Source organism: Pseudomonas sp. Fl5BN2 (genome assembly GCF_009908205.1).
GTDB lineage: Bacteria > Pseudomonadota > Gammaproteobacteria > Pseudomonadales > Pseudomonadaceae > Aquipseudomonas.
In genome coordinates this window covers 139,366-160,699 of record NZ_JAAARL010000016.1, presented here as the reverse complement: position 1 = coordinate 160,699, position 21,334 = coordinate 139,366, and the positions used below count along the sequence as shown (strand labels likewise).

The following is a 21,334-nucleotide window of genomic DNA, read 5'->3' as shown; positions in this document are numbered from 1 at the left end:
GTGAACCTTGCAGCGACTCTGAAAACGCCTTCGCTGGCAAGCCAGCTCCTACACCCGTCAGCGCCTGCAGCGAGCTGGCGGCCCTTCAGGCCCAGGCCAGGACCAGCAGCCCGGTGCCCAGTAGCACGCACAGCGGCGAGTAGAACAGGGTATCGAGGCGGGCGAATTTCGAATCCCGTACTTGCTTGAAAAAACCCACCAGTTCGGAGTCGCCAATGGCCCGGGCGAACATCAGCAAGGCAATGGCGCTGATCACCCACTGCAGTGAGGGATGGCTCACCGTCGGCAGGTAGAGCCCGACCCGCAGGCAAACCAGCATCGCCACCAGCAGCAGCCCCACCGACACCAGCATCGTGGCCAAGGCCGGCGGGTGAAACGCCGGCTGGGTCATTCCCGGCAACGGCCCCGGTACTTGGGGAATCACCGCATCACTGCCACGCTTGCCACCGGTGGCCCAGTACAGATGGGCCATGCTGATCAACAGGAAGCTGCCAGCCACTCCCTGCGCAAGCAGAAGATTCATGTTCCGACATCCTTGTAAAAAAGTCGTAAAGAGAATGGACCCGAATCGCCACTTTTGTAAGTACGTCTGTCACCTTCGATGATAAAGTGCCGCCCCATGAAATTTGCCCGATCCGATCGCTCACTCGTTGCCTGGATGCTCTATTGCTGCGTCCTGTTCAATGTGTTCGCCTGCAGCATCGGTCACGGGCAGATGCTCGGCATGCAGCTCAACGGCATTGGCGGGCAGTTCTGCAGCATCGATCCCAACACCCAGGCACCGGCGCAGAACCCGGCCGAACAGGACTCGCTGCCGACCCTGTCCAAGGCCTTCGGTTGCCCGCTGTGCTCCACCGGCGGCATGGGCCCGGCGCTGAACTCCAGCCTGAGCCTGGTCGTGCTGCCGCAACCCCAGGCACCGCCGCTGGCACTCCCGGCCCTGCCTCATCTCCCCGCCCGCTACACCTGGCCCGACGCCGATCCCCGGGCACCGCCTCTCGCCTGACTCTTGCTCGTGCTCAATCAGCCCACTGCGCCTTTGCGCGGCGCTGTCTCGTGGGCCTTTTCCTAGTCAAGAATTCAGGATGCACCGATGAAACACCTTCCTTTACTGGCGAGCCTGCTGGGCTGCCTGTGCGTTAACGCCTGGGGCCAGCCGAGCCTCGAACTGGCCCCTACCACCGTGGGCGCCGATGAGGCCGATGCCGAACCGGGCCTGAGCCTGGACCAGTCCAGCGGCATGGCCTCGCGCCTGGGCCTGAGCCTGCGGGAGACGCCGGCCTCGGTGGCCGTGGCCAGCCGCCAGGACCTCGAACGGCGTGGCGCCCGGACCTTCCAGGACGCCGCCAATGCCCTGCCCGGGGTCAATGCCAGTGCACCGCCAGGCTTTGGCGGTTTCATCTCCTACCGAGGTTTTACCAGCAGCCAGATCACCCAGATGTTCAACGGCATCAACGTCGCCACCGGCCTGGCGCGGCCGGTGGACGCCTGGATCTATGACCGGGTGGAACTGCTGGGCGGGCCCTCGTCGCTGGTCAATGGCGCAGGCTCCGTGGGTGGCTCGCTAAACTACGTGACCAAGCTCGCGGAGCGTCGCGAACAGGCGGCCGAAGGGCTGCTCAGCTATGGCAGCTACGACACTACGCAAACCGCCTTTGGGGTCAATCATGGCCTCAGCCCGGCCGGCGCCGAGGTACAGCACTACGCGCGCTTCGACGTCAGCCACAACACCAGCAACGGCTACATCGACCGCCAGCAGCGGGATGCCTGGAGCCTGGCGTTTTCCCTGCTCAGCGACCTGACCCCTGACCTGTCCCACACCCTGGCCCTGGAGTACCAGGACGAGCACGAAGACAGCCCCTACTGGGGCACCCCGGTGCTCAACCCCAAGGCCGGCGAACTGAAGATCGACAAGCACAACCGCTTCAACAACTACAACGTCGCCGACGGCCTCTATGAACAGCGCACGGTGTGGCTGCGCTCGATCATCGACTATCGGATCAACCCCAGCACCACCCTGCGCAACACCCTCTATCACCTGGACAGCCAGCGCGACTACCGCAACCTGGAAACCTACCGCTACAGCCCCGACAACAGCCAAGTGAACCGCTCCACCGCCTACCTGGTACGGCACCAGGGCGAGCAATACGGCAACCAGTTCGAACTGCGCCACGATGACCAACTGCTAGGGCTCGACACCACCTGGTCCGGGGGCTTGGAGTACAAGGTCAACAGCACCACCAGTTCGCCGTGGAATGTGCCGGCCACCAACAGTGTCGATCCCGGCAATTTCCAGCCGGGGTATTTCTATGACCTGAAAGGCACCCGCCAGGGCTTCGTCAAGGACAAGACCAATCAGGTCACCACCCACGCGCTGTTCGTCGAGAACCGCCTGGCGCTGACCGATGAACTGTCCCTGCTCAGCGGCCTGCGCTATGACGCCATCGACCTCGACGTGACCAACCACCGGGTGATCAGCGCCAGCAACCCAAGGCACCTGAAACGCAGCTGGGAGCCGATCACCGGCCGCCTGGGGCTGACTTACCAGTTCCTGCCCAGTGCCAATGTCTATGTGCAATACAGCACCGCCGCCGAACAGCCCAGCGGGACCCAGAACTTCGAGGTGTCGACCGGCAAGCAATGGGAAGTGGGCAGCAAGTTCGACTACCTGGACGGACGCGGCTCGGCGACCGTTGCCGCCTATCGCATCGAGCGCAAGGACTTTGCCGTCACCGATCCCCTGGACCCGGCCAACAGCATCCCGGTGGGCCAGCAGACCTCCAGGGGCATCGAACTGGCCAGCTCCCTGCGCATCACCCCCAAGCTGCTGGCGGAAGCCAACTTCGCCTGGGTGGATGCCGAGTACGGTGCATTCAACGAGAAGATCGCCAGCGGCGCGGTGGTCTCGCGCAAGGGCAACACCCCGACCAACGTCCCGGACCAGGTGGCCAACCTGTGGCTGACCTATGACCTGACGCCGAGCTGGCAGACCGGGGTCGATGCGCGCTACGTGGCCTCGGTCTACACCGACAACGCCAACACCCTGACCATGCCCGCCTACACCTTGTACGGCAGCTTCCTGCGCTACAAGGTCGACAGCCATACCAGCGTCACCGGCCGCGTACGCAACCTGACCAACGAGGTCTACGGCCAGTTTGCCCATGTCTCGCCGGCCTACTACCTGGGCACCCCGCGCACCTTCGAGGTCGCCGTGCAGACACGCTTCTAAGCCAGACCGCGCCCCGGTCGACTAGCAGGTCTGCCGGGGCCTTAGGTTCGGCGCCTACAGGGCGGCGCTGAGTTTATCGGCGACGTCTTCGGGCACCCAGGCGCGCCAGATGTCGGGGTGTTGCTTGAGGAATGCCCGGGCCGCTGTGGTTCTCACTCATCTGCGCCAGGGCCTGGTTCAAGGGCTCGATGGGCAGGTCGGCCTTGCTGAAGAAACCACCAACTGCGGGTACTGCTTATGAAAAGACGCGGACACACCAATCGATAATTTCGAGGCCAGGGAACGAGTCGGGCGCGGGTAGGGATTGTCGGCGTCGGTCAGGGTCTTCCAGGCTTCGGCATCTGGAGTGGTGGTTGGCCAGGGCCGTCTCCAGGGTGATGGTGGTACCTGGCAAGGTGTCGGTGGGCAGGCCATAACCGCTCTCGACAATAATCCGCAGGAGGTCGGTGATCAGGCTGCCGCTTTCCCAGTTCCGGTCGGCGATGTGAATCGGCTGGGGCGCCGCGGCCACCGGCGGCGCACTCAGCGCGGCCAGGGTCAACAGGTTGCCGGCAAGCAGCGCTCGGAATCCTTGCGTGGGGTGCTCCTCTTGGCTCGGGATCAGGGCCAAAGGGTCTTCCTGCGTATGCACGCCAGGCCCCTGAAGCATTAAGTCAACTGACTGTAGTAGAGGTTGCGCATTTTCCACCCGGAGTGACGCCGGATCGGGCGGTCATCGCTCCGCCGGCTCCTGCAGGCGCTGCAATTCACGGCGCACCATGCTGGCGTAGGCCGCCGGGCGCAGGCCGTAGATCTGTGCAGCCACCCAACTCAGCCAGGCCCCCTGCAACACCGCCTTCTGTGCGAACAGGCGCTGGGCCTCGCTACAGGCGGCGGCCAGGTGCTGCTGATGAAACTCGGCACGGCTCTGGCGCGTCACTCGCTGGCCTTGAAGCTCACCAACTCACCCTTGCGAAACTTGGCGGCCTTGGCGGTGACGGCCTTGAGGGTCTTGGTCAGGCCTTCCTGCAATTGCTCGTGGGCGGCGAAGACCGTCACCACCGAATGCCCTTCCTTGAAGACGATCCCCTGCCCCAGAGGGCTGCTGACAAAGGCGTAGTCGCCCAGACCATAGACCGTCAGCTTGATCTCGCGAAAGCGGATCTCCAGCTTGCCGCCTTCTCGGCTGGGCAGCACAGCGGCGCGAAAGTGATCGCCGACCTTGAGTTCCAGGCGCTGCTTATCGTCCACCACCAGAGCCGTCTCGGTGTCGATCTCGGCGATGTAGGTACCTTCGGCGGATTGTTCGGTGACATAGACAAAACGAGATTGGAATTGCTTGACCAGTTTTGCGCGCAAATCGCCCAAAACGAACAACGCATGCATTTCAAGATTACTTACTGCCAAGGAACACTCCCCGATACTCAAAATGATGCCGCCCGAGGAAAAACGGACAGCACGAAAAAACCGCCATGGCGGCGTAGTGACTCCAATCAATCATCCATCAATTGCTCTAGTGAACCTGGCACTCCTGCGGCCACGGCGCTGGGCAAAGCGTAATTCGCCGATGCATCAGGCACATGTCGAAGGCTCAAGGAGTAGGCTCTGACAGCCCGATGTGGCAGCGCATAATCCGGGACAGGGCTGAAACAGGCCAACTGGCCGGACACACCCAGATCATGAATCCCGGTTCGGCAGCCACTGCGGGTTGCAGAGGCAATTCTAGAGCAACTTTGTGCATTTCGACTATTTAAAGCGACTTGTCACTTCGCACCTGCGTACTCAAACAAACCGCTCTTTTGCTCTTCGGCGGGTAATGTTGCCCTGAACCAGTGCTCAACGGCGTCTCTATTCTAACCACTGACACTCTGAAACGCTGCTGCACATTGCCGGAGTTAAACAGAAGAAGTTTCAGTTTAGGCCATCAGACTCCTCGCCACCTAGAGCCCAGGTGACATAACTCAGCCCACCACAGCGCAACAACTGCCATACTCCGCTGTTGGTTGAATGACCGCAGCATGCGGACGTTCAAGCACTCACTCATCTCCAAGGGAAGGCTAGAAGTGATCGAACTAGATATTGGCGAGTTTTTCATTCGTGGCGAGTGCAGAGAAGTCGAGGGCGAATTCCAGGCCGTGATTGCCATGCGCGCCAAACCTCCACTCACCCAGATCACCTTCCACCAAGTGGAACGCGACCGTTGGTTCAAGACCTCGGAAGAGGCGGCAGCGGCAGCCAGGGAGTCCGCCAAGGCCCTCAAGCTGGCCGTCGACCAGGGCGCCCTGAACGCCTGATGTGTGCCGCGCCGATCAAGGATCCGGCGGCGCGACCGACACAAAGGCGAGATCCGTTTTAAGAGCATCACGATGATTAACTTAAATCCACCGACTCGCCTTGCCGAACTGTTCACCCCGCCTCCCGGCACCGCCACACTGGAGCCCTCGGACGACGGCGAGACCCTGGTCCTCAGTCGCTCCAGTGCCAACAGCGAGGCCGAGGCATTACTGCTGGCCAAGAAGAAACGCATCCGCCAGTTGAAAAAACAGATCGAGCTACTGCAACACAAACTGCTACGGGCCAAGGTACGCCTGGAGACAGTCAAGGGGGCCACCTCCAGCTCCGAGACCGGTCACGCCATGGCCCGGTCATCCGCGCAGGCCCAGGTCATGGCCTACAGCACCGCCCTGTCGATGGCCCAGTCCGCGCTGTTCCAAGCCCAGAGCGGCACCCTGACCTGACGACGCCGATCGAACTTGCGAGCCCGCACTGCCTCAGAGACTCAGAGGCAGCGCCGGTGCTGCCACGCCAAGCAAGGGGATCATCATGGAAGCGCCAACCCACACCCTCGAAGGCCTGTTCGATCAATTGGGCCTGGACTCCAGCCCCGCGGCCATCGACGCCTTCATCAGCCAATATTCGCCCCTGGCCGAAGACTGCAAACTGGTGGACGCCGAATTCAGGACCGCACCACAAGCGGCCTTCCTCAAGCAGCAACTGCGCGAAGACGCCGACTGGACCCCGGTAGTAGACGAACTCAACCTGCGCCTGCATCAAGCGGGCTAAGCCGAGTGCTTGAGGTGTCGCTGGCCAGGCTGGCAGACCGCCAGTTGCTGCTGCCAGGCCTGGCGGCACTCTTCGGCCTCGGCGCGACTGGCAAAGGCCGTGCCGCGCTGTTCGCCATTGACCAGCACCACCCAGCAGGCCTTGCGCCCCAAGGCTCGCAGTGAGCTCGGTACGCCACTGCCTATCATCACCGCCACATCGACTTTACCGTGCATGGAGAACCCTCCAGGAAATTAGTTAGCTGCCTAACGATGTTGGGCATACTAATAACTTCCTGGTCCTCGCAACAGCCTGATTCTGCACAGCTGCGTTACATCACGCGTAACAATCGCCGTTCTCAGCCCTTGCGCTGCGGCGCTGCCTGCTCGGGTTTGTAGCCCAGGCGCAGGCCGCCCCAATGCCGCCCCTGAACCATGATTGGCACCGATAAGTCATGCATCAGCTCGCCGGTATCGCGGGTGTAGGTCTGCAGCAACAGCGGTTGCTGGTGGCTGCCACAACGGATGCCGGTGCGATCGGCAAACTTGCGCTTGCTGCGGTTATGCAGGTTGTCCACCTGCGGGTCACCGGTCAGTGGCTGGGAGAACACCTGGTTGTGGGTCGGCACATAACCTTCCTGGGTACAGGCGATGGCGAACACCAGGCCATTGTGGCGCGGCAGCAGGGATTCCTGGATCGGCGGCAGCACCTGATCGGTATAGCGGTCGAAACGGGTCTGGTACTTGGCTGGATCGGTGTTGGCGATCAGCTGGTAGTGACGGTCGAACAGGTCATCCTGGCTGATCCGGTTCTCTGCCAGGTCGGTCTCGAACTGCTCGGTGATGCGTTTCGCACCTTCACGCGCCAGGTCATAGATGCGCTGGTGGTAGTCATCCAGGCCAACTGCGGCCAGGCGCTCACTGATGGTTTCCGCCTGCCCCTCCATCTGTACCGCGGCCTGGGCCAGGCTGCGGGTCTGCTGGTCACTGACCGCCAGATCGCTGCGCATCTGTTCCACCGCATGGAACAGACTGTCCAACTGCTCGCGATTGGTCTCGGCGCCCCGGGCGATCTCGCCGACCTGCCCTTCCACGCCTGCCGCCAAGTGAGCGATGGTGTCCAGGTGCTGGCCGGTGTGCTCCACCTGCTCGACCCCCAGGTTCAGGTCGTCGGACAGCTGGCGGATCTGCTCCACCACATCACTGGTGCGTTGCTGGATATCGGCCACCATCACCCCGACTTCATCGGTGGCGGTGGCGGTACGCCCGGCCAGCCCGCGCACCTCGTCGGCAACCACGGCAAAACCGCGGCCATGCTCCCCGGCCCGGGCCGCCTCGATGGCGGCGTTCAAGGCCAGCAGATTGGTCTGGCTGGCGATCGACTGGATCACCAGGGTCACCCGCTGGATCTCCTCACTGCGTTGACTCAGGGCCTCGATCAGCTCGCGGCTGCCATTGGCGCGCTGGCTCAAGGAGTGCATGCGGCTGATGGACTCGCCCAGCACCGTGCGCCCTTCCGCGCTGCGGGCGTGGGCCTCACTGGCGGCGCTCAGGGCCTGGCGACTGAGTTGCGAGGTGGCCTGTTCGGTCTTGATCATCACTTCGGCGCTGCCGACGATGCGTGCCGCAGCGTCCAGCTGGGATTGCAGCTTGCCCGCCAGTTGAGTCACCGAGTAGGCCACTCCGGCGGCGGACAGCGCGTTATGGGTGGTGCTGTAGGACAGGTCGCGGGTCAGCGTGGACAGTTCATTTTCAGCGGTTGCCGTCGACGCCTCGGGCGCCTTGCGCGTCCGCAGCCTGGGTAGCCAGACCACCAGCACCGCCAGCGGCAGGCACAGGTATAGCGGCCACTCGCCCAGGGCCTGGCCACCCAGCAACCCCATCAAGGCCGCGCTCTGCAAGCTCGGCGCCCACCAGCTGGCAGTCCCGGGTGTTGCCAGCGGTTGCGCGACAGGCACCGCTAGAGATCCTTCTCTTGACATGTTGCTCACCCCACATCGTTCTATTTGTTTTCCGGCATTAGACGCCACTAGAAAGCCATTATCCATGGTCCCTTAGTAGGACAGCGCAGCGGCAGGCTCCAAACCATAAACGGCCAGAGGCATGCGTCGGCCATTATTCAGGGTCTGTGGGGGCGGGGGTTGCAGGAGATCAATAAAGCAGCGGCAGGCGCAGGGCTTTTTGCACTCGGCGATGAGGGCTGGGGTGGAACCTGGGAGGTTCGCTGTGGGCGCGTTCCTTGCGCCCGCACTGGCGGAGCTTCAAGCGAATGGACAATGCCAGGATTGAGCAGGTCGATCCCCGGAGCACATGGTCATGGGCCCGGCGCCTCTCTTGCCGCTTGAAGCTTGCAACTTGCAGCGGCTATCAAGCCTGTCGCTGATGCTTGTCGATCTGCTCGTGGCGTTCTTGGGCTTCGATGCAGTACTTGGTGGTCGGGCTGATCAGCAGGCGCTTGAGGCCAATCGCCTCGCCGCTGTCATCGCACCAGCCGAAGCTGTCGTCACTGATCCGGCCCAGGGCCTGCTCCAGTTGCGGCAGCATGCGCTGGTCACGATCAATGGCGTTGACCAACCAAGTGCGCTCTTCTTCAACGGAGGCGGCATCAGCCGGGTCAGCCGGGGTGTCCAGGCTTTCAATGGCGATCCGGTTCTGTTCGATGCGCTCGTGGGTTTCCACCTTCATGGCTTGCAACAGATCGCTGAAAAAAGCGTGCTGCTCGGCATTCATGTAGTCATCCGCCGGCATGGCCAGCAACTTTTCCTTGGTCATTGATTTCTCTATAAAAAATACGTGCATTAAGGCGAATTCAAACTGTTTCCGGTTGACCCGTCAGGTCATCAGAAAGGCGCCATACCTTCTAAGCGCCACCCGGCACTCAATTTACGAGGGGCGGCAGTCTAAGGCCGGTTTGAGGGCGCAGCAACTGAAATGACAGCGAATCTGTCCGACAAACCGAGCAAAGCCCGCAATTGCGGGCTTTGGTGGCGATTATCGGAGTGCGTTTATAACAAAAAATTCCATAACCGCGGGCCTGTTAGAAGACAAACGGCAGTACCAGACAGCAGATTCACGGTTTTCTTGCAGTTTTCCAACCTCTTTGCAGGCAAAAAGTGGCTGCGAAAACAACCTTGATCAACCTCGGCCGCCCGCCCCCACTCCAGCACTCAACGCTTGAGCTTGCGTTTGTTGCGGTACTGGTCGATGACCACCGCCACCACAATGATCAAGCCCTTGATAATGTCCTGGATGTAGGCATCGACGCCAACGAAGGTGAAGCCGCTGGCCATGACCCCGAGGATCAGCGCCCCAATCACCGTGCCGGTGATGCGCCCGACCCCTCCCGCCAGGCTGGTGCCGCCGATCACCGCGGCGGCAATTGCGTCCAGTTCATAGGACATGCCCATCCCCGCCTGGCCGGTCGCGGCCCGCGCCGAGGCCACCACCCCGGCCAGCCCCGCCAGCAACCCGGCGATGCTGTAGACGATCACCAGGTGACGCTTGACGTTGATCCCTGAAGTGCGCGCCGCCTGCATGTTGCCGCCGATGGCGTAGGTGTACTTGCCGTACTTGGTGTAGCGCAGGGCGATGTGGAAGATCACCGCCACCACCAGGAAGATCACCACCGGCATCGCGCCCTGGCCAATCGCGGTGTAGGCGTCCGAGAGCATGCTCACCGGCTGGCCCTGGGTGTAGTAGCGCGCCAGGCCACGGGCCGAGACCATCATCCCCAGCGTGGCAATAAAGGGCGGAATGCCGGTCAGGGCAATCACGCTACCGTTGATTGCCCCCGCCAGCAGGCCGACCCCGAGCCCGACCAGTACCGGAATCCACACCGGCAGGTCGGTCAGCGAGGGAAACACCGCGCGGCTGAAGTCCGAAGTCTGCGCCAGGCTCGCGGCAATCATTGCCGACAACGCCAGCACCGAGCCGGAGGACAGGTCAATGCCGGTGGTGATGATCACCTGGGTCACGCCGATGGCCAGCAAGCCGATGACCGACACCTGGAGGATCATCAGCACCAGGCGCTGGGAGTTGAGCAGGAAGCTCTGGTCGCGGACGATCCAGCCAAACAGCTCGAACACCAGGCCGATGCCGATCAGTACCAGGAAGATGCTCAACTCGCTCGGCAGTCGCCGGCGACGGTTGACCACTGCCGCTGCCGGTTTTTTTTCCAGTATTGCGTTCATAACCGCTCACCTTGATCAACAGCGACGCCAGCGCCGGACACGCCGGGCCAGCGCCCCTGGGTTGAATATCTAGTTCAGGCCCGAGGCCAGTTGCATGACCCGTTCCTGAGTCGCCTCAGCGCGGTCCAGGGTGCCCATCAGCTGGCCTTCGTGCATGACCATGAGCCGGTCGCTCATGCCCAGCACCTCAGGCAGCTCCGAAGAAATCATGATCACCGCCATGCCTTCGCTGGCGAGGAAGGCAATCAGCCGGTAGATCTCGGCCTTGGCCCCGACATCGATGCCCCGGGTCGGCTCGTCGAGAATCAGAATCCGCGGCTGGGTCATCAGCCAGCGCGCGAGCAAGGCTTTCTGCTGGTTGCCGCCGGACAGGGTATCGATGCACTGCTCCAGCGACGGGGTCTTGACCCGCAGCCGCTGGCACATGTCCTCGCACAGCGCACGCAGGGCCTTCTGCCGGACGAAACCGCCACCGGTGTAATGCGGCAACACCGCCACCTCCATGTTTTCCAGGACCGACAGACAGGGAAACAGGCCGCTGAGCTTGCGGTCCTCGGTGAGCAGGGCAAACCCTTGGCTGATGGCCATGTACGGCTCGCTGATGTGCAGCGGCCGACCGTCGAGGAACACCTCGCCGCCGTCGCTGGGGGTGATGCCGAACAGGGTTTGCGCCACATTGGTGCGCCCCGAGCCCATCAGCCCGGCGATGCCCAGGATCTCCCCGGCATGCAGATCGAACGACACCCCGTCGAACACCCCGTCCAGGCGCAAGTCGCGGACCTTGAGCAGCAGGTCGCCGACAGGTTTCTCGCGCTGGGGGAACAGCTGGCTCAGCTCGCGCCCCACCATCATCGAAATCAGGCTGTCGCCGTCCAGGCTGTCGGCCCGTTGCAGGCCGATATAGGCACCGTCGCGCAGCACCGCCACTTCATCGGCGATGGCGAACACTTCGTTCATCTTGTGGGTGATGTAGATGATGCCCTTACCCTGAGCCTTGAGGTCGGCAATGATCGAGAACAGGTGCGCCACCTCCTTGTCGGTGATGGCCGAGGTCGGTTCGTCCATGATCAGCACGCCGGAGTCGTAGGACACCGCCTTGGCAATCTCCACCATCTGCCGCTCGGCAATACTCAGGTTGCCCACCTGCTCCTCGGGGTCCAGGTCGATGCGCAAGCGCGCCAGCAAGGCCGCGGTGCAGCGGTGCATTTCCCGGTGATCGATCATGCGCAGGGCGTTGAGCTGCTCGCGGCCGATCCAGATGTTCTCGGCGATACTCATGTGCGGCATCAGGTTGAGCTCCTGGTGGATCATCGCGATCCCCGCTTGCAGCGCCGCCAGCGGCGAGGCGAAGCTCACCGGCCGGCCCTTGAGCCGCAGCTCGCCGGAGTCGGGCTGATAGATGCCGGCGATGATCTTCATCAGGGTCGACTTGCCGGCGCCGTTTTCCCCCATCAGCGCCAGTACCGTGCCGGGACGCACTCGCAACTGCACCTCGGACAAGGCCACCACTCCCGGGAAGCTCTTGCTGACATTGATCACCTCCAGCAGATAAGGCTCCTGGGGCGGCACGACGGCTACCGTGCTCAGGGGTTCCAGGCTCGAAACAGACGCGCAAGCGTGCATGATCAGCTACTCCAGCCGCCCGGCGCGCATGGCCGCCCGGCCGGCTTGATGATTGAAGGACCGGCTGGCTACTTGAACTGGGCGACGTTTTCCGGGGTGATCAGCCGATAGGGAATCCACACTGCGGCCTCCACCGGTTGCTGGTTGATCATCTTCACTGCGGTCTCCACCGAGCCATCGGCCTGGCCCTTGGCGTCCTGGAACACCGATACCGCCAGCTCGCCACGCTCAACCGCGCGCAAGCCGTCCGGCGTGCCGTCGACCCCGGCGATCAGCACACTGCCCTTGGCCACGCCGGCCTGTTTCAGGGCCATGGCCGCGCCAATGGCCATCTCATCGTTGTTGGCCACCACCGCATTGAACTGGCGGCCCTGGGTCAGCCAGTCATTGACCAGGGTCATGCCCTTGTCCCGCAACCAGACGCCGGACTGTTCCTGGTCGACCTTGATGCCCGGGTACTGCGCCAGCACCTCCTTGACGCCCTTGGTGCGGTTGGTCGTGGAGTTGTTCGCCAAGTCCCCCAGCAGCATCACGATGCTGCCCTTGCCGCCCATTTTCTCGGCCAGGTACTGCATCTGCATCTTGCCCGCCTCCAGGTCATTGGACGCCACCGTGACCACGCCCCTGGGCAGGTTCAGGTCATCGGGGCGGCGGTTGACGTAGACCAGGGGAATCCCGGCCTTGACCGCCGCTTCAGTGATCTTGCGCACGGCGGCGGTGTCCACCGGGTTGACCACAATCGCGTCGACCTTCTGGCTGATGAAGCTTTCCACCTGGCTCAGTTGCTTGACCACGTCACTGCGGGCGTCCTCGAACTGTAACTGCACCCCCTCGGGCATGGACTTGGCCTTCTGGTCCATGGACTCGCGCAGGTAGGTCAGGTAGGTGTCATCGAACTGCGACATGCTCACGCCGATTCGCACCTGGGCCAGCGCCGCGCCGCTGAACACCATCAGCGCCAGGCTGAGGGAAAGCATTCGGATCTGAATGTTCATCAAAAGTCGTTCTCCACATTCTTATCGGTTTTCATGGATAAAACGCAGTCGCCGCTCAAGCCGGCGCATACAGCACTGGCGCGCCGGGCATGCAGCACAGCAACGAGCCCTGGTGTTCAACACACAGGCCGCTGAGCAGGGATAACAATCGAGAAGACCACGGGACGCGAAGCAGGTCGCGGGGTGAAGTGGCAAGTGCGCGGAACGGCAGTTGCAAAACAGAGCGAAAGGTTTTCATCAACGGCACCTGTTTGTTCTTGTTGGTTGGCTCGCCATGCTCTCAAGCGGGGCTTGAGGGCTGTGGGAGCCTTGATAGTCGGCAACCTGAAAATGACTTTATTGGAAAATAATTTCTATATCAACAACTTTTAGAATTTAATTCTATTGCTCTTCCATCCCGGCAAGATGCGGTTACTGGCAGCCCCCACCGACGCCTCCGAACACCCGCCACCCGCCATTAATCCCTGCGCATGTGGCGGCTTACCGGCGCAGAGGCCGGCAAGTTTTGTCGCGGTCTTGAGCCTGCCTGCACCGGCCAACGCAACGCCGCCCTGCCGCCCCTGCAACACGCCAGCCTCTGGGCAACAGTCAGGCGTAGAACCCTGGCCGCTCAGGCAGGCTCACCGGCACAATCGCCCCGCTCTGCTGGGCCTGGATGCAGGCATCAGCCGCTACCGCTGCAGCAAAGCCATCCCAGGCCGAGGGGCCACCGACCTGGCCGGCCCGCACACCGTCGATAAACGCCTGCAACTCAACGTCATAGGCGGCGATGAAACGGTCTTTCCAGTCCATCAGAATCGCCGTGGACAACGTGGCCTCGCTGCGCAGCTGCACCTGGGACGGCTCCGGCAAACGGGCAATGCCGCTCTCCCCCACCACTTCACACTGGATGTCGTAGCCGTACTGGCAGTTGACGAACACTTCGACGTCGATGCGCGTACCACGGGCGGTTTCCAGCAGCACAATCTGCGGATCGCGTAACCGGGCATGGGCATTGCGGGTGGTACGCGGAAACAGCACCTGCACCGACACATAGTCGTCCGCCAGCAACCAGCGCAGCACGTCCAGTTCATGAATCAAGGTGTCGGTGATCGCCATGTCGGTCTGGTAGTTCTCCCCCACCCTGGGATTGCGGTGGGCGCAGTGGAGCATCAGCGGCTCGCCGATCCGGCCGCTGTCGATCACCGCCTTGAGGGCCTGGTAGCCGGCATCGTAGGGCCGCATGAAGCCCACCTGCACCAGTCGCCGGCCATGGGCGATCTCGGCCTCGACGATGCGCCGGCACCCTTCAGCGGTGACCGCCAGGGGCTTTTCGCAGAACACCGGCTTGCCGGCGGCAATCGCCGCCAGCACGAACGCCTCGTGGCTCGGCCCCCAGGAAGTGACCAGCAGCGCCTGCACGTGCGCGGCCTTGATCAACGCATGGCCGTCCGCGTAGACCTCGGCGTCGAGCCCCAGCTCGCTGACCACCCGGGCCGCCTGCTCCAGATTGATGTCGGTAACAGCCACCACTCGACTGCCCAACAGGGTCTGGCTGCAACGCCGAATGTGATCCTGACCAATGGCACCGGTGCCGATAACGCCTAATTGCAGAGTCATGCAAGTACTCCTGTGATTGTTCGGTTCGCGAGTTTCAATACTGCCGGGCCTTGGCCAGTTGCTCGCGGATGCCCTCGGCGGCAGCGGCAACCCGGGCGCTGGTGGAGACCTCGGCCACCCCCACATGCCACCACGACAGGTAGCCGTGAAGCATGGTCTTGGGCAGCACCTTGATGTCGATCAGGGTCGAGACGGTCTGCCGGCGCGCATCCGCAAGGGCCGCGTGCAGCTGTTCAAGGGTGCACACCGTGTAGGTCTTGCAGCCATAGGCGGCGGCGCTCATTGCGTAGTCCACCGGGATCAGGCCGCCATCGAGCTGGCCGGTGTGCGGATCGCGGTAGCGAAACTCGGTGGCGAAACTGTCCAGGCCCTGGCCCAGTTGCAGGTTGTTGATGCAACCGAAGGCCATGTTGTCCAGCAACACCACGTTGATCTTGCGCCGCTCCTGGATCGAGGTGACCAGCTCCGAATGCAGCATCAGGTAGGAACCGTCCCCCACCAGGGCATAAACCTCGCGCTCGGGCTCGGCGAGCTTGACCCCAAGGGCCGCGCTGACCTCGTAGCCCATGCATGAATAGCCGTATTCCACGTGGTAGGTATTGACCCCCTTGCTGCGCCAGCTGCGCTGCAGGTCACCGGGCAGGCTGCCGGCAGCGGCGACGATCACCGCGTCATCGGCCAGGGTCTGGTTGAGCACTCCAAGCACCTGGCTCTGGGTCAGGCAGGAACCGCTCAGTTCGATGAATTCCCTCAGCACTGCCGGGTCCAGGCGGTCGCTGATCTCGGCAACAAAACCATCGCTCTGGTAGTGCAGCCCATGAACCCGGTCCACTTCCGCCTCCAGTTGCGCCTTGGCCGCCGCCACCTGCGTGCCCCAGTCGGCGCGGTAGGCATGGCTCGCCAGGAGTGTGCCCAGCGCCTGCAAACCGGCCTTGGCGTCCGCCAGCAGTTGCACGCCATCAAGTTTCAAGGCATCGCCAGGATGGATATTAAGGTTGAGAAACTGCACCTGCGGGTGCTGGAACAACCACTTCGACGAGGTGGTGAAATCGCTGTAGCGGGTACCGACGCCAATGATCAGGTCGGCATCCCGGGCCAGTAGATTGGCGGCCAGGCAGCCCGTCTCACCGATCCCGCCGACATTCAACGGATGGCTGGACAGCAGCGCACTCTTGCCCGCCTGGGTTTCGGCGATCGGGATCTGGAAGCGTTCGGCAAAGTCCTGCAGCACCTGGTTGGCCCCGGCGTACTTGACCCCGCCGCCGCAGATAATCAGCGGCTGACGCTTGCCCTGCAGCAGCGCCAGTGCGTCCGCCAGCATGGCCTCGGTGGCCGGGCGCCGGTCGATGCGGTGCACCCGCCGGGCGAAGAAATAATCCGGGTAATCGTAGGCTTGCGCCTGCACATCCTGAGGCAGCGCCAGGGTCACCGCGCCGGTTTCCGCAGGATCGGTCAACACCCGCATGGCCTGCAGCGCCGCGCTCATCAGCTGTTCCGGGCGATTGATCCGGTCCCAGTATTTGCTCACTGCCTTGAAGGCATCGTTGGTGCTGATGCTCAGGTCATGGAACTGCTCGATCTGTTGCAGCACCGGGTCTGGCTGGCGACTGGCGAACACATCCCCGGGCAACAGCAGCAAGGGAATGCGGTTGGCGGTGGCAGTGGCCGCCGCGGTAAGCATATTGGCCGCGCCGGGGCCCACCGAGGCGCTGCAGGCGTAGATCTTGCGTCGCAGGTGCTGCTTGGCAAAGCCGATGGCGGCGTGGGCCATGCCCTGCTCGTTGCGCCCCTGGTGCACCAACAGCTCGCCCGGCGCCTGCTGCAACGCCTGGCCCAGCCCCAGCACGTTGCCGTGACCGAAAATGCAAAAGACCCCGGCGACAAACTTGCTCTGCCGCCCATCCACCTCGACGTACTGGTTGTCGAGAAACTTCACCAGGGCCTGGGCCATGGTCAACCGTGTCGTGCTCATGTCAGTTCCTTCAGAGGTACATGGGTGCTACTGAACCCGCAGCACTGTGTTCTTTGTCGGCGCCCACCGCGGGTCGTGAGCTCAGGGCCTGGCGTAGGTGGCGGATGCTGGCCTCCAGGGCCTGGCGAATATCCGACCGCCCGTGGACGCTGGCGGCAAACGGCTCGAACGACAGGTAGCCGCCATAACCGCCATCGAGCAGGCCGGCGATCTGCGCCGTGGTGCCGAGAAGATCCGCGTCGCCCACCAGCACTCGGTGGCCGTCGCGCAGAGCGGACAGCGGCGTCTGCAGCGCTTCGACACCGGAGATGTGCAGCAACCCGGTGAGCTCGGGGAACAGCACCTGCTCGCCCGCCAAGTGGTGGTGGAAGGTGTCGTGCACCAGGCGCAGCACGTCCAGCCCGGCACAGGCCCTGATCGCCTCCAGCGCCACGCGCTTGTAGCGCAGCGCGCTTTGCTCAAACCCCAGCGGCTCGACCAGACCCTGCAAGCCATGCTCGCGCAGAATCGGCGCAATCTCGCTCAATGCGCGCTCCAGCCCCGCCACTCGCTGGGCCTCGGTACGCGGGTCGTCACGCTCGTTGCATGGGCACAGCACCAGGCCTGCGGCTCCACAGGCACGGGCATAGCCCGCCAGGTCGAGCAATTGCCGGCGGCGTTGCTCGTTCCACACATCAAAGGGATACAGCGCATTGATCGACAGCACCTTGACGCCGCGAACCGCGCACAGCTCGCGGACCCGCTCGGCAGACGTGCCATCTTCGATCTCCACCCCCTTGAGGTCGTTACGGAGCTCGATGGCGTCGACCTTCACGGCCAGCGCCAGGTCAATGAAGTCGCTTAGGGACAGCTGCGGTGCAACCATCCGGTTCAAGGCAAAACGCAAGGGCTGAGGCATGGTCCTGGTGCTCCCGCGGGCAACTGAGAAAGCAAGCGGCTCAGAGGTCCAGCAGCCAACTGTGCTGCGGATCGTTATGGAACTGCCAGACCCGCTTCGGCCCGGCCATCACGTTCAGGTAATAGGACTCGTAGCCGTAAGGCACGCTGACCGGGTGATAGCCCTTGGGCACCACCACCAGGTCACTGTGCTCCACCGCCATGGCCTGATCGATGCTCCGGTCATCGGTGTAGACCCGCTGGAACACAAAGCCCTGGGACGGGCTGATCTGGTGGTAGTAGGTTTCTTCGAGCAGGCTCTGGTGCGGCAGGTCATCACTGTCGTGCTTGTGCGGCGGGTAGCTGGAGGAATGCCCCGACGGCGTGCGCACCTCCACCACCAGCAGCGAATGGGCCGGCTCGCTGTCCGGCAGAATGTCGCAGACATAGCGGGTGTTGGCGCCCTTGCCGCGCACACTGCGCGAGCACTGCTCGGGGCGGATCAGCCGCGGCCCCAGGCCCGCTTCACGGCAGCCGGGAGCGGCGCAAACGGCTATCTGCACCTCGCTCAGGGCGCTGACCTGGACCTGGCTGCCCGGCGGCAGATAGACCGCAAAGGGCGACTTGTCCTCGAACACCGAGTGGCGGTCGCCGATGTTGTCCCAGTTGAAACGTCCCTGCCTCGGCGCCTCGCCGTGGATATCCACTCGCCCGCCGAGCAGTACCAGGCACAGCTCGCGGTCACCGGCACTGAGCGACAGGCTTTCACCACGGCTCAGGCGGTAGGCGGCAAACCCCACGTATTGCAACACGCCCTCATCGAGCTGGACCATGGTCCGGCCCATGGCGTTGCTCTTGACCAGCAGGCTCATGCCCCCATCCTCCGTTGCTGCGCAGCATCAAGCAGAGTGCGCAGCGTGTCGTAGCCCTTCTTCGCGTAGACGTAGCTGGGCGCCACCGCCGGGTCCTGCTCGGCCTCCACCACCAACCAGCCCTGATACCCGGCATCCAGCAGTTCCTCCAGCAACCCGGCGAAATCGATAGCGCCGTCACCAGGCACGGTGAAGGTGCCGTTGATGATGCAATCGGGAAAGCTCCACAGGTGATTGCGCGCCAGTTGCACCACAGCCTTGCGCACGTCCTTGAAGTGCACATGGCAGACCCGTCCGATGTGCCGACGCAGCACCGTCAAGGGCTCGCCGCCGCCCATGTAGCAGTGGCCCGAGTCGAACAGCAGGCCGACTTCAGGTCCGCTGCGCCGCATCAGTTGGTCGATATCGGCGGCGGATTCAACGTAGGCGCCCATGTGATGGTGATAAGCCAGGCGCACGCCTTGGGACAGGGTGAAACGGGCCAGTTCGCTGAGCTTGTCGGCATAGTCCTGCCACGCCTGTTCGGAGTGAAAACGCGGGCGCTCCACCAAGGCAATGGCCTGTCCCTGGATCGAGTCGGCGACTTCGCCATAGACCAGCACCTGAGCGCCGTTTTGCCCCAGCAGTTGCACATGGGCGCCGATGGCGTCGATCTCCTCGGCCGCCGAGCGGTGGGCCAGGCGGCCGGAGTACCAGCCCGAAACCAGCGCCAGGTCATAGGGCCGCAGCACATCGCCGACGCCCTTGGCATCCTTGGGAAACTTGCCGTTGAGTTCAAAACCTTCGTAGCCGATCGCCTTGCCTTCGGCCAGCGCCGTGCTCAAGGGGGTTTCACCGCCCAGGGCCGGCAGGTCGTCGTTGCTCCAGGAAATCGGATTGATGCCAATTCGGATGGCGGGCATGGCTGCACCTTTTATTGTTGTTCAGATCAATCTGGCGACGGCTGCTCTCAACCCTCGCCATCACCCCCGGGCACTGCGCCAGGCGTCAATCAGTTGGACCAGGGTGCCCTGCACCCGGGCAATCAGCGCCTGGTCATCGATGTCTCCCGCCAGCCAGGCGCGGCTGGGTTCCTGGAAGATCGTGCGGCCCACCGCAAAGCCCCGGCAACTGCGGCTGCGAGCGGCCTGGCGGAAGCTTTCGGCAAGGTCCGCCGGCGGTGCATTGAGGCCCAGCAGGAGCACCCCACGGCAATAGGGATCACGTGCCTCGATCAGCTCATCCAGACACTGCCATTGCTCCGCGTCCTGGCCTTCGATCTTCCACCAGGCCGGGTAGATTCCCAGGTTGTAAAGGCGCTTGATGGCCCGGTACAGCACCTGCGGATGGGCGCCGGGCAGATCCTTGGGCGGGATGATTTCCAGCAGCAGTTCATGACCGCTGACCTGGGACGCCTGGTACAACCCCTTGAGCTGCGCTTCCTGCTCCAGGCGCAGCAACGGTTCGTCATCGGGGTGGTACTGCACCAGGCACTTGATGATCTGCTCCTGGGGCCAGGCGATCAGGTTGCTGCCAATCGAGCGCCCATGCTCGAACGCCAGGGGCCGCGAGCCCTGGACTTCCACCGGGCGCGCCACCCACCAGCCGCGACCGGTGGCGGCATTCAACGCGTCCTGGCCGAAACGCTGGTCGGCCAGCAACCCGACATCGGCCTCGATGCCCTGCTCGCGAAGGTCGGCTTCGACCTGCTGCAGCGCTTCGATGAACAGCAACTTGAGTTGACCAATGGCCTTGAGCTCGCGACCGCCCTGCTGGGCCAGCTCCAGCAGTTGCCCACGGTGGTCGAAAGCGAAGATGAACAGCGGCCGCCAGACCTTGCGCGGCACGCTGACCTGGTGCAGGCGCTGCAACGTCGCATCCTGGTCCGGCCGGGTAATCGGCAGCGGGCTGCTGAGCAGATAATCCAGTTCGGCCCGGGTCGGCATCGCCGGGGCGCAGGCATGACGCGACACCACCAGGCCGCCACAGGCATTGGCCAGTTCGCAGCAGCGCTGATCGTCCGCGCCCTCCAGCCAGCCACTGAGAAACCCCGACAGGAAAGCATCGCCGGCCCCCAGTACATTGAGCACTTCGACCCGCACCCCGGGGTACAGCGCCGCGTCCTCCAGGCGCGACGGAATTGCCCCATGAATCACCGTGCAACCCTGGGGACCGAGCTTGACCACCAGGGTCGCGGCCGTCAGTTCGCGTACCCGGCGCAAGGCCGGCAGCAGCGCCTGGCAACCACCGGCAATCAGGAATTCCTCTTCCGTGCCGACGATCAAGTCGAAGCGCGGCAGGATGCTCTGCACATGCTGGCTGACCTGCTGGTCGGCGACGAAGCGGGTCTGGCCATCGGCCTTGGCCGCCAGGCCCCAGAGCACCGGCCGGTAGTCGATATCCAGCACCCGCTGCACACCATGGCGCTCGGCGTACTCCAAGGCTTGGACGCTGGCCCGATAGACCCCGGCGCTGGAGAAATGCGTACCGGTGATCAACAGCGCCTTGCTCGACGCAATAAAGGCCTCGCTGATGTCCTCGGCACACAGCGCCATGTCGGCGCAGTTCTCGCGGTAGAACAACAGGGGAAAGGTCTCGCGGTCCTTGAGACCCAGCAGCACCAGGGCAGTGAGACGCTCGGGGTCGACCTTGACCGCACTGACATCGCAGCCTTCGCGCTGCAGCGACTCCAGCAGGAAGCGCCCCATGTGATCGTCACCGACCCGGCTCAGCATTGCCGACTTCAACCCCAGCCGCGCGGTGCCGAAAGCGATGTTGGCGGACGAGCCGCCGAGGTACTTGGCGAAGCTGCTGACGTCTTCCAGGCGAGCGCCCACCTGCTGGGCATAGAGGTCGACGGCCAAGCGGCCAAGGCAGATCAGATCCAATTGACGCCCACTGGCAAAACGAGTCTGGCCCATGCTGGCTCCTGTTATTTTTATCAGCCGCTGCCCGCCGCCGTTGTTGCGCTGGCAGGCA

At 63.4% G+C, this 21,334-nt stretch carries 21 protein-coding genes and 1 pseudogene; 5 read left to right on the top strand and 17 right to left on the bottom strand.

What is annotated here, in order from left to right; genetic code table 11:
- Positions 1-85: 85 nt before the first annotated feature.
- The gene (locus GV819_RS22320; RefSeq protein ID WP_161758214.1) at positions 86-523 is read right to left on the bottom strand and encodes a DUF3995 domain-containing protein; all 438 of its coding nucleotides are present in this window, start codon (positions 521-523) and stop codon (positions 86-88) included.
- 96 nt (positions 524-619) lie between these two features.
- Here GV819_RS22320 and GV819_RS22315 point away from each other — a divergent pair, with 96 nt between their 5' ends.
- Positions 620-1,006: a DUF2946 domain-containing protein gene (locus GV819_RS22315; protein ID WP_178126057.1), complete on the top strand. Its 387-nt coding sequence runs from the start codon at positions 620-622 to the stop codon at positions 1,004-1,006.
- 87 nt (positions 1,007-1,093) lie between these two features.
- Positions 1,094-3,229, top strand: coding sequence for a TonB-dependent receptor (locus GV819_RS22310; RefSeq protein WP_161758212.1), 2,136 nt, complete (start codon positions 1,094-1,096; stop codon positions 3,227-3,229).
- A 54-nt stretch (positions 3,230-3,283) separates the two neighbouring features.
- Here the strand turns inward: GV819_RS22310 and GV819_RS22305 are convergent.
- From GV819_RS22305 to GV819_RS22295, 3 genes and pseudogenes are all read right to left on the bottom strand, one after another.
- Positions 3,284-3,788, bottom strand: a pseudogene (locus tag GV819_RS22305) (hypothetical protein).
- 153 nt (positions 3,789-3,941) lie between these two features.
- Entirely contained in the window at positions 3,942-4,148 is a 207-nt protein-coding gene (locus tag GV819_RS22300) for a hypothetical protein (protein WP_161758211.1), read from the bottom strand.
- Positions 4,145-4,615 carry a hypothetical protein gene (locus tag GV819_RS22295; RefSeq protein WP_306108697.1) on the bottom strand — a complete coding sequence of 157 codons (471 nt, stop codon included), beginning with the start codon at positions 4,613-4,615 and terminating at the stop codon, positions 4,145-4,147. The genes GV819_RS22300 and GV819_RS22295 overlap by 4 nt, the downstream gene beginning before the upstream one ends.
- Before the next feature lie 656 nt (positions 4,616-5,271).
- On the opposite strand from GV819_RS22295, the gene GV819_RS22290 reads away from it, so the two are divergent.
- The 3 genes from GV819_RS22290 (at position 5,272) to GV819_RS22280 (ending at position 6,271) form a co-directional block, all read left to right on the top strand.
- Entirely contained in the window at positions 5,272-5,502 is a 231-nt protein-coding gene (locus tag GV819_RS22290; RefSeq protein ID WP_368668929.1) for a hypothetical protein, read from the top strand.
- Between the two features lie 72 nt (positions 5,503-5,574).
- On the top strand, positions 5,575-5,946 hold the full coding sequence (locus GV819_RS22285; RefSeq protein WP_161758209.1) for a hypothetical protein: 372 nt from the start codon (positions 5,575-5,577) through the stop codon (positions 5,944-5,946).
- Positions 5,947-6,031: 85 nt separating this feature from the next.
- Positions 6,032-6,271, top strand: coding sequence for a DUF2789 domain-containing protein (locus GV819_RS22280; RefSeq protein WP_161758208.1), 240 nt, complete (start codon positions 6,032-6,034; stop codon positions 6,269-6,271).
- On the opposite strand, the gene GV819_RS22275 is transcribed toward GV819_RS22280, so the two are convergent.
- The 13 genes from GV819_RS22275 to GV819_RS22215 form a co-directional block, all read right to left on the bottom strand.
- Positions 6,268-6,486, bottom strand: coding sequence for a hypothetical protein (locus GV819_RS22275; RefSeq protein ID WP_161758207.1), 219 nt, complete (start codon positions 6,484-6,486; stop codon positions 6,268-6,270). The genes GV819_RS22280 and GV819_RS22275 overlap by 4 nt on opposite strands.
- Before the next feature lie 122 nt (positions 6,487-6,608).
- Positions 6,609-7,847, bottom strand: a complete 1,239-nt coding sequence (locus GV819_RS22270; RefSeq protein ID WP_434738440.1) for a methyl-accepting chemotaxis protein — start codon at positions 7,845-7,847, stop codon at positions 6,609-6,611.
- A 769-nt stretch (positions 7,848-8,616) separates the two neighbouring features.
- Positions 8,617-9,021, bottom strand: a complete 405-nt coding sequence (locus GV819_RS22265) for a TraR/DksA family transcriptional regulator (protein ID WP_161758205.1) — start codon at positions 9,019-9,021, stop codon at positions 8,617-8,619.
- 395 nt (positions 9,022-9,416) lie between these two features.
- Entirely contained in the window at positions 9,417-10,439 is a 1,023-nt protein-coding gene (locus tag GV819_RS22260) for an ABC transporter permease (protein WP_161758204.1), read from the bottom strand.
- Positions 10,440-10,508: 69 nt separating this feature from the next.
- A complete protein-coding gene (locus GV819_RS22255) occupies positions 10,509-12,062 on the bottom strand; it encodes a sugar ABC transporter ATP-binding protein (RefSeq protein ID WP_161758203.1) in 1,554 nt (517 codons plus the stop codon).
- A gap of 68 nt (positions 12,063-12,130) precedes the next feature.
- Positions 12,131-13,057 carry a sugar ABC transporter substrate-binding protein gene (locus GV819_RS22250; RefSeq protein ID WP_161758202.1) on the bottom strand — a complete coding sequence of 309 codons (927 nt, stop codon included), beginning with the start codon at positions 13,055-13,057 and terminating at the stop codon, positions 12,131-12,133.
- Positions 13,058-13,112: 55 nt separating this feature from the next.
- Positions 13,113-13,295 (bottom strand): hypothetical protein, encoded by a 183-nt coding sequence (locus GV819_RS22245; RefSeq protein WP_178124843.1) that lies wholly within the window; start codon positions 13,293-13,295, stop codon positions 13,113-13,115.
- Positions 13,296-13,645: 350 nt separating this feature from the next.
- Positions 13,646-14,656, bottom strand: a complete 1,011-nt coding sequence (locus GV819_RS22240; protein WP_161758200.1) for a Gfo/Idh/MocA family protein — start codon at positions 14,654-14,656, stop codon at positions 13,646-13,648.
- 34 nt (positions 14,657-14,690) lie between these two features.
- Positions 14,691-16,628, bottom strand: coding sequence for a 3D-(3,5/4)-trihydroxycyclohexane-1,2-dione acylhydrolase (decyclizing) (gene iolD, locus GV819_RS22235; protein WP_161758199.1), 1,938 nt, complete (start codon positions 16,626-16,628; stop codon positions 14,691-14,693).
- Positions 16,629-16,638: 10 nt separating this feature from the next.
- Positions 16,639-17,526 (bottom strand): TIM barrel protein, encoded by an 888-nt coding sequence (locus GV819_RS22230; RefSeq protein WP_161758198.1) that lies wholly within the window; start codon positions 17,524-17,526, stop codon positions 16,639-16,641.
- Positions 17,527-17,566: 40 nt separating this feature from the next.
- On the bottom strand, positions 17,567-18,376 hold the full coding sequence (gene iolB, locus GV819_RS22225; RefSeq protein WP_161758197.1) for a 5-deoxy-glucuronate isomerase: 810 nt from the start codon (positions 18,374-18,376) through the stop codon (positions 17,567-17,569).
- Entirely contained in the window at positions 18,373-19,278 is a 906-nt protein-coding gene (iolE, locus tag GV819_RS22220; RefSeq protein ID WP_161758196.1) for a myo-inosose-2 dehydratase, read from the bottom strand. Before iolE ends, iolB begins: the two co-directional genes overlap by 4 nt.
- 60 nt (positions 19,279-19,338) lie before the next feature.
- On the bottom strand, positions 19,339-21,276 hold the full coding sequence (locus tag GV819_RS22215; protein ID WP_161758195.1) for a bifunctional 5-dehydro-2-deoxygluconokinase/5-dehydro-2-deoxyphosphogluconate aldolase: 1,938 nt from the start codon (positions 21,274-21,276) through the stop codon (positions 19,339-19,341).
- Positions 21,277-21,334 lie beyond the last annotated feature (58 nt).

What these genes read in the sequence shown, in the direction of transcription:
- GV819_RS22310 (WP_161758212.1), top strand. Translation starts at nt 1,094, where the DNA reads ATGAAACACCTTCCTTTACTGGCGAGCCTGCTGGGCTGCCTGTGCGTT.
- GV819_RS22320 (WP_161758214.1), bottom strand. Translation starts at nt 523, where the DNA reads ATGAATCTTCTGCTTGCGCAGGGAGTGGCTGGCAGCTTCCTGTTGATC.
- GV819_RS22315 (WP_178126057.1), top strand. Translation starts at nt 620, where the DNA reads ATGAAATTTGCCCGATCCGATCGCTCACTCGTTGCCTGGATGCTCTAT.
- GV819_RS22260 (WP_161758204.1), bottom strand. Translation starts at nt 10,439, where the DNA reads ATGAACGCAATACTGGAAAAAAAACCGGCAGCGGCAGTGGTCAACCGT.
- GV819_RS22215 (WP_161758195.1), bottom strand. Translation starts at nt 21,276, where the DNA reads ATGGGCCAGACTCGTTTTGCCAGTGGGCGTCAATTGGATCTGATCTGC.
- GV819_RS22250 (WP_161758202.1), bottom strand. Translation starts at nt 13,057, where the DNA reads ATGAACATTCAGATCCGAATGCTTTCCCTCAGCCTGGCGCTGATGGTG.
- GV819_RS22285 (WP_161758209.1), top strand. Translation starts at nt 5,575, where the DNA reads ATGATTAACTTAAATCCACCGACTCGCCTTGCCGAACTGTTCACCCCG.
- GV819_RS22275 (WP_161758207.1), bottom strand. Translation starts at nt 6,486, where the DNA reads ATGCACGGTAAAGTCGATGTGGCGGTGATGATAGGCAGTGGCGTACCG.
- iolD (WP_161758199.1), bottom strand. Translation starts at nt 16,628, where the DNA reads ATGAGCACGACACGGTTGACCATGGCCCAGGCCCTGGTGAAGTTTCTC.
- iolB (WP_161758197.1), bottom strand. Translation starts at nt 18,376, where the DNA reads ATGAGCCTGCTGGTCAAGAGCAACGCCATGGGCCGGACCATGGTCCAG.
- GV819_RS22240 (WP_161758200.1), bottom strand. Translation starts at nt 14,656, where the DNA reads ATGACTCTGCAATTAGGCGTTATCGGCACCGGTGCCATTGGTCAGGAT.
- GV819_RS22245 (WP_178124843.1), bottom strand. Translation starts at nt 13,295, where the DNA reads ATGAAAACCTTTCGCTCTGTTTTGCAACTGCCGTTCCGCGCACTTGCC.
- GV819_RS22230 (WP_161758198.1), bottom strand. Translation starts at nt 17,526, where the DNA reads ATGCCTCAGCCCTTGCGTTTTGCCTTGAACCGGATGGTTGCACCGCAG.
- GV819_RS22280 (WP_161758208.1), top strand. Translation starts at nt 6,032, where the DNA reads ATGGAAGCGCCAACCCACACCCTCGAAGGCCTGTTCGATCAATTGGGC.
- GV819_RS22270 (WP_434738440.1), bottom strand. Translation starts at nt 7,847, where the DNA reads ATGATCAAGACCGAACAGGCCACCTCGCAACTCAGTCGCCAGGCCCTG.
- iolE (WP_161758196.1), bottom strand. Translation starts at nt 19,278, where the DNA reads ATGCCCGCCATCCGAATTGGCATCAATCCGATTTCCTGGAGCAACGAC.
- GV819_RS22255 (WP_161758203.1), bottom strand. Translation starts at nt 12,062, where the DNA reads ATGCACGCTTGCGCGTCTGTTTCGAGCCTGGAACCCCTGAGCACGGTA.
- GV819_RS22265 (WP_161758205.1), bottom strand. Translation starts at nt 9,021, where the DNA reads ATGACCAAGGAAAAGTTGCTGGCCATGCCGGCGGATGACTACATGAAT.